The organism is Brevundimonas sp. P7753 (genome assembly GCF_013386595.1).
In the GTDB taxonomy this organism is placed as follows: domain Bacteria; phylum Pseudomonadota; class Alphaproteobacteria; order Caulobacterales; family Caulobacteraceae; genus Brevundimonas; species Brevundimonas bullata.
In genome coordinates this window covers 21,311-27,746 of the sequence record NZ_JACARP010000085.1, presented here as the reverse complement: position 1 = coordinate 27,746, position 6,436 = coordinate 21,311, and the positions used below count along the sequence as shown (strand labels likewise).

Genomic DNA, 6,436 nt, shown 5'->3' with positions numbered 1-6,436 from the left:
CATGAAGGGGAGGGAGAAGGTCGCGCTTCAAAAGAAACGCCGCTACAGGATTCCCATCACCATGACCCGACACCTGCCCGCCACCGCCCTCGCCCTGCTCCTGACCTCAGCGGCCCCCGCCGCCCTGGCTCATGCCCCGCAGGCCTGGACCGGCCCGCAGGCGCCGGCCGCGCCGACGCCTCAGAACACGCCCCTGGGCCTGCCGCGCGCCCTGCCGCCCATCCCGGCCCCGACCGCCGAAACCTACCCCGGCGTCATCAAGTATGAGGTCGACGCCACCGACGTTGAGCGCAAGATCGTCCGCGTCCGCCAGACCATCCCGGTCAAGCCCGGCCCTCTGGTCCTGCTCTATCCCAAGTTCCTGCCGGGCAACCACGCCGCCACCGGCCCGATCCAGCTGATCTCCGGCGTGACCGTGACCAGCGGCGCAACACGCATAGACTGGCTGCGCGACACCATCGACCCCAACGCCTTCCACGTGGACGTGCCCCAGGGCGTGACCGAGATCGTGGTCGAGTTCCAGTGGCTGACCCAGCCCGACAGCTCGACCTGGCGCGTGGTCATGACGCCCGAGATGGTCAACCTCCAGTGGGAAAAGGCCCTGCTCTACCCCGCCGGCTACCGCTCGACCGGCATCACCTTCGCCGCGTCGATCCGCCTGCCCGAGGGCTGGAAATACGGCGTGGCCCTGGACACCGAGCGCTATGAGAACGGCGTGGCCACCTTCCACCCCACCGACCTCTACTCCCTGATCGACAGCCCCCTGTTCGGCGGCGCCCATTTCCAGCGCATCGAGATCGACCCCAGGGGAGAGGCCGTCCACCTGAACATCGTCGCCGACGCGGCCAAGAACCTGGCCCCGACGCCGGAACAGATCGGCAAGTTTGAAAACCTGGTCGCCCAGACAGACCGCCTGTTCGGCGCCCGCCCCTATGACCGCTACGACTTCCTGGTCGCCGCCACGTCGAAGATGGGCGGCATCGGCCTGGAGCATCACCGCTCGTCCGAGAACTCAGTCCCGACCGACTTCTTCACCAACTGGGGCAAGGACCTGGGCGCCGTCGGCCTCCTGCCGCACGAGTTCGTCCACGCCTGGAACGGCAAGCGCCAGCGCCCCGCCGACGAACTGACCGCCAACCACAACATCCCGACCCAGAACACCCTGCTGTGGGTCTATGAAGGCCAGACGGAATACTGGGGCGACGTCCTGACCGCCCGCTCGGGTCTGGCCTCCAAGGACGACATCCTGGTCAGCCTGGCCGAGAACGCCGCCTTCTACGACAACCAGCCGGGCCGCGAATGGCGCCCGCTGCAGGACGTCAACAACCACAACCTGCTCGGCTACCGGACCAGCAATCCCTATTCGTCGTGGATGCGCGGCACCGGCGACTACTACCGCGAAAGCCTGCTGATCTGGCTGGACGCCGACACCCTGATCCGCGAGGCCACGGACGGCAGGAAGTCGCTGGACGACTTCGCCAAGGGCTTCTTCGGGGGCGACGACGGCTCCTGGGCCCCGCGCGGCTACACCTTCGAGGACGTGGTCGCGGCCCTGAACGCCGTCCACCCGCACGACTGGACCGGCTTCCTGCGCACCCGCCTGGACGCCAATGGCCCCGACGCCAAGGCCCCGCTCGACGGCCTGGCGCGGGGCGGCTACCGCCTGACCTATACCGACAGCCTGACCGCCGCCGAGAAACGCATCCAGAGCGGCTGGGACAGGGACTTCCAGTATTCCCTGGGCTTCACCTTGTCCTCCTCGAACAAGCTGACCGGCGTCCGCTGGGGCGGCCGCGCCTTCGAGGCGGACATCGGTCCGGGTTGGGAACTGGTCGCCGTCAACGACCGCGCCGCCTCGGCCGAGGTCCTGCGCGACGCCGTCACCGCCGCCAAGGGCACGACCGCGCCGATCTCGCTCCTGCTCAAGAACGGCGACCGCTACCGCACCGTGGCCTTCGACTACCATGACGGCCTGCGCTACCCGCGCCTGGAGCGGATCCCCGGCACGCCGGACCGCATCGGCGACATCCTCAGCCCCCGTCGCCGCTAGGCCACGCCAGAAACAGAAACGGCCCGGGATCGCTCCCGGGCCGTTTTCGTATGACTCTCGCTTAGGCCTTCAGCAGCTTCAGCAGGGCTTCGGCGGCTTCCCGCGAAGAGGCCGGGTTCTGCCCCGTGACCAGCGTTCCGTCCGTCAGGACATAGGAACTCCAGTCCGCTCCCTTGCTGTAGCGCCCGTCGTGGGCGGCCAGCATGTCCTCCACCAGGAAGGGCACGACTTCGGTCAGGCCCACAGCCTCTTCCTCGCTGTTGGTGAAGCCGGTGACGGCCCGGCCCTTGACCAGGGGCTCGCCGTCCGCGCCCTTCACGTCCTTAAGCACGCCCGGCGCATGGCAGACGAAGCCCGTCGGCTTCTCGGCGGCCGCGAAGGCTTCGATCAGGGCTATAGACTTGGGATCATTGGCCAGATCCCACAGCGGGCCGTGACCGCCGGGGTAGAAGACGGCGTCGAAATCCTCAGCCTTCACATCGGCCAGTTTGACCGTGGTCGCCAGCGCAGCCTGCGCCGCTGCGTCAGCCTTGAAGCGGCGGGTGTCGTCGCTCTGGGCGTCTTCGGCGTCGCTCTTGGGGTCCAGCGGCGGCTGCCCGCCCTTGGGCGAGGCGATGACGATCTCGGCCCCGGCGTCCTTCAGGGCGTAATAGGGGGCGGCGAACTCTTCCAGCCAGAAGCCGGTCTTGTGGCCGGTGTCGCCAAGTTGGTCGTGCGAGGTCAGGACCATCAGGATCTTCATGGGGGGCATCCTTGTGTGAGGGGTTCAGATGGTCCTGCCCTCCCAGTCCCGCCAGTCTCACGCAAAAGAAAACGGGCCGGAGGTTTCCCTCCGACCCGTTCCTTGAAGTCTGAGCCTCGGCCCGAAGGCCGAAGCGCAAAATCCGATCTTACTTGATCTGGATCTTGGCGCCGGCTTCTTCGAGCTTCTTCTTCAGCTCTTCAGCGACTTGCTTCGAGACGTTCTCGACGACGTTCTGCGGAGCGCCTTCGACCAGGTCCTTGGCTTCCTTCAGACCCAGGTCCGTACGGACGCCGCGGACTTCCTTGATCACGTTGATCTTCTTGTCGCCGCCGTCAACCAGGACAACGGTGAACTCGGTTTGCTCTTCGGCGGCTTCAGCCGGAGCAGCAGCGCCGGCAGCGGCGACGGCGACGGGTGCAGCAGCCGAAACGCCCCACTTGTCTTCCAGCAGCTTCGACAGTTCAGCGGCTTCCAGGACGGTCAGAGCCGACAGTTCTTCAACGATCTTGGCGAGATCAGCCATTTTAGTCTTCCTTCGGTAGGATGAGGTTCAGAGAGATATGCAGAGATGACGAGGCTTAGGCGGCGTCTTTGGTCGCGTAGGCGTTGAAGACGCGAGCCAGTTGGCCGGCGGGTGCTTGCAGAACGCCAGCGACCTTGGTCGCCGGGGCTTGCAGCAGGCCGATCAGCTTGCCACGCAGTTGGTCCAGCGACGGCAGCTTGGACAGGGCGTCGACGCCCGCGGCGTCCAGCACCTTGTCGCCCATGAAGCCGCCGAGGAGCTTGAACTTGTCGTTGCCCTTGGCGAATTCAGCCGCGACCTTCGCAGCAGTGACCGGGTCCGAAGCGTAGGCGATGCCCACCGGACCCTTGAACAGATCGTGGTAGGCGCTGCCTTCCTCGACGCCCAGCGCCTTAAGCGCCAGACGGTTCTTCACCACCTTGAACGCGCCGCCTTCTTTACGAAGGCGACCACGCAGGTCTTCCATCTCCGCAACGGTCAGACCCAGGTTGTGGGTCACGACCACGGCGCCCGCGTCGGCGAACACGCTTTTCAGCGATTCGATCGACTCGGCTTTTTGTGCGCGGTCCATTGCGGTCTCCAGTTTTGGTATTCGCCGCCGGGCTAATTCCCGGCGACGGATTTGGCCATAGCGCCGCGCATCGCTGCACAGCGTTCAGGCCGGTCTTATTGTCCGAAGGAAGCGTGGCCTGTCCGGCCGAAAACGGCTGGACGAAGGTCTTTGCATCCCCATCTCCCCACGGCGCCAGAGGGCTCTCTGGACAATTATGACGCGGGTGGCCCCCACGTCCCGAAGTTCTCGGACAGGATCCGCCTTGGCCGAAGCCATGACGAGAAGCCGCGCTCTATACACGGCCTGACGGCGAAATCAACGGCGCCGCCGAGATTAGGGACGGAAACCCCGGATCAACTCGGCCAGATCAGGCTCATGTACCGATGCGGCGGCCTCAGCCTGCAGCATCCAGCGGCGTTCGCGCTGCAGGTCCTCGGGCCAGGCGCCCAGCTGGATCAGCACTTCCAACGGATAGACGGCCACGACGCAGGCCTGGGTCGCGCCCGACTTCAGCCGCTTGGCGTAGCGGAAATGGCCCACGGGGTCGCCCAGCGTCTCGCCCTGTATGCCCGCCTCTTCATAGGCTTCCTGAGCCGCCGCCTGGGGGTCGGTCTTGCCGACCATGCGGCCGCCCTTGGGGATGACCCAGCGGCGCGTCTCACGCGAGGTGATCATCATCACCTCGACGCCGTTCTCGCCCTGACGCCAGGGCAAGGCCGCGACCTGACGGGTCTCGGAGGTCTCTGTTCGGGGCGGCGCGGTCATCAGGTCAGGAAGAAGCCGCCGAGGAAGTAGAAGAGCGCGCCGATGGCCGCCGCCGCGGGCATGGTGATGAACCAGGCGGTGACGATGCTGCGCGCCACGCTCCAGCGCACAGCCGAGACCCGCTTGGCCGCCCCCACGCCGATGATGGCGCCGGTGATGGTGTGGGTCGTCGACACCGGAATGCCCATGCTGGTCGCCGCGAACAGGGTGATGGCCCCGCCCGTTTCGGCGCAGAAGCCCTGCTGCGGGCTGAGTCGGGTGATGCGAGAGCCCATGGTGTGAACAATCTTCCAGCCGCCGAACAGGGTGCCCAGGGCGATCATGGCCTGACAGGTGATGACCACCCAGAAGGGCACGTGAAACTCACCCCCCAGCATGCCGCGCGAATATAGAAGAATTGCGATGATCCCCATGGTCTTCTGCGCGTCATTGCCGCCGTGGCCCAGCGAATAGGCCGAGGCCGAGACGAACTGGAGCCCCCGGAAGATCCGGTCCGCGAAGGCGGGGTTGGCCTTGGCGAACAGCCAGGACACGATCAGCACCAGCAGCAGGGCCAGCAGGAAGCCGATGGCCGGCGACATGAAGATGGCGCCCACCGTCTTCAGCACGCCGGCGACGACCACGGCGCTGGTCCCCGCCTTGGCGATGCCCGCGCCCAGCAGGCCGCCGACCAGGGCGTGCGAGCTGGAGGACGGGATGCCCGCGATCCAGGTGATGACGTTCCAGAGGATGGCCCCCATCAGGGCGCCGAAGATCACCTGATCCGAGATCACGTCGGGCGAGATGATGCCCCGCCCGATCGTGTCGGCCACGTGCAGGCCGAAGAAGAGGAAGGCGATGAAGTTGAAGAAGGCCGCCCAGCCGACCGCATAGATCGGCGGCAGGACCCGCGTGGCCACGATGGTGGCGATGGAGTTGGCCGCGTCGTGAAGCCCGTTCAGGAAGTCGAACAGCAGGGCGACGCCGATCAGGAAGACCAGGATCAGGAGGGCGTGATCCATCGGACCCTACAGGTGCTCGACCAGAACGCCGTTGATGCGGTTCGCCACATCCTCGAAGCGGTCGATGATCTTCTCGAGGTGGTCATAGACCTCGCCGCCGATGATGAACCACAGCGTATTGCCGCCGGTCATGTCGTGGCGATGCTGTTCGTACAGGGCCTTCATGCCCTCGTCGTAGAGGGTGTCGCTGCGGCTTTCGAGGCGGGCGATCTGTTCGGTCAACTCGTTCAGACGCTCATGGTTCTTGCGCATGGCCGGCAGCAGGGCGACCGCCTCAGCCGTCAGGGCGCCGCACTGGACGGCGATGTCGGCCAGCTCGCGCATCTTGGGGGCGAACTCGCGCATTTCGTACAGGGTGACGACCTTGGCCGTCTTCTGCATCTGGTCGATCGTGTCGTCCAGCGAGTCGGTCAGACCGCGAATGTCCGAGCGGTCGAAGGGGGTGATGAAGCTGCGGCGCACCGCGAACATGACCTCGCGCGCGACATCGTCGGCCTCATGCTCATGATCCACGATCTTCTGGCACCAGTCGGGCGTGGCCTCGCCGCCGTCCATCATGCCGCGCAGGGCCTCGGCGCCCTTCACCAGGGTGGCGGCGTGGGCGTCGAACAGGCGAAAGAAGTTGTCTTCCTTGGGCAGCAGCGCCTGGAACCAGCTCAGCATCAGTCGTCTCCGAAAGGGCCGCACTTGGCGGCTGCGCCCCAAGACCGGATTTACCCCCCCGCCGTCAAGTCGTCCGAACACGGAAATCGTTCGCCGCTACGATTAGGGCTCAGGCTGTTCGCGCCATAGCATGAGC

The 6,436-nt window shown here is 66.1% G+C and carries 7 protein-coding genes; 1 reads left to right on the top strand and 6 read right to left on the bottom strand.

Features of this window, described 5'->3' with window-relative positions; translation table 11 throughout:
* Positions 1-61: 61 nt before the first annotated feature.
* On the top strand, positions 62-2,050 hold the full coding sequence (locus HX774_RS15065) for a M61 family metallopeptidase (RefSeq protein WP_178828063.1): 1,989 nt from the start codon (positions 62-64) through the stop codon (positions 2,048-2,050).
* 61 nt (positions 2,051-2,111) lie between these two features.
* Here HX774_RS15065 and HX774_RS15060 read toward each other — a convergent pair whose 3' ends face one another.
* From HX774_RS15060 to HX774_RS15035, 6 genes are all read right to left on the bottom strand, one after another.
* Positions 2,112-2,792: a type 1 glutamine amidotransferase domain-containing protein gene (locus HX774_RS15060; protein ID WP_178828061.1), complete on the bottom strand. Its 681-nt coding sequence runs from the start codon at positions 2,790-2,792 to the stop codon at positions 2,112-2,114.
* Positions 2,793-2,940: 148 nt separating this feature from the next.
* The gene (rplL, locus tag HX774_RS15055; protein ID WP_114818397.1) at positions 2,941-3,318 is read right to left on the bottom strand and encodes a 50S ribosomal protein L7/L12; all 378 of its coding nucleotides are present in this window, start codon (positions 3,316-3,318) and stop codon (positions 2,941-2,943) included.
* A 55-nt stretch (positions 3,319-3,373) separates the two neighbouring features.
* Entirely contained in the window at positions 3,374-3,889 is a 516-nt protein-coding gene (gene rplJ / locus HX774_RS15050; RefSeq protein WP_114818398.1) for a 50S ribosomal protein L10, read from the bottom strand.
* Positions 3,890-4,204: 315 nt separating this feature from the next.
* Positions 4,205-4,636 carry an NUDIX hydrolase gene (locus HX774_RS15045; protein ID WP_178828059.1) on the bottom strand — a complete coding sequence of 144 codons (432 nt, stop codon included), beginning with the start codon at positions 4,634-4,636 and terminating at the stop codon, positions 4,205-4,207.
* A complete protein-coding gene (locus tag HX774_RS15040; protein WP_178828056.1) occupies positions 4,636-5,637 on the bottom strand; it encodes an inorganic phosphate transporter in 1,002 nt (333 codons plus the stop codon). The genes HX774_RS15045 and HX774_RS15040 overlap by 1 nt, the downstream gene beginning before the upstream one ends.
* 6 nt (positions 5,638-5,643) lie before the next feature.
* Entirely contained in the window at positions 5,644-6,300 is a 657-nt protein-coding gene (locus tag HX774_RS15035) for a DUF47 domain-containing protein (RefSeq protein WP_114818401.1), read from the bottom strand.
* Between the last annotated feature and the right edge of the window lie 136 nt (positions 6,301-6,436).

Bases quoted from the DNA above. Each gene is read 5' to 3' on its own strand.
- HX774_RS15065 (WP_178828063.1), top strand. From the start codon at position 62: ATGACCCGACACCTGCCCGCCACCGCCCTCGCCCTGCTCCTGACCTCA.
- HX774_RS15060 (WP_178828061.1), bottom strand. From the start codon at position 2,792: ATGAAGATCCTGATGGTCCTGACCTCGCACGACCAACTTGGCGACACC.
- rplL (WP_114818397.1), bottom strand. From the start codon at position 3,318: ATGGCTGATCTCGCCAAGATCGTTGAAGAACTGTCGGCTCTGACCGTC.
- rplJ (WP_114818398.1), bottom strand. From the start codon at position 3,889: ATGGACCGCGCACAAAAAGCCGAGTCGATCGAATCGCTGAAAAGCGTG.
- HX774_RS15045 (WP_178828059.1), bottom strand. From the start codon at position 4,636: ATGACCGCGCCGCCCCGAACAGAGACCTCCGAGACCCGTCAGGTCGCG.
- HX774_RS15040 (WP_178828056.1), bottom strand. From the start codon at position 5,637: ATGGATCACGCCCTCCTGATCCTGGTCTTCCTGATCGGCGTCGCCCTG.
- HX774_RS15035 (WP_114818401.1), bottom strand. From the start codon at position 6,300: ATGCTGAGCTGGTTCCAGGCGCTGCTGCCCAAGGAAGACAACTTCTTT.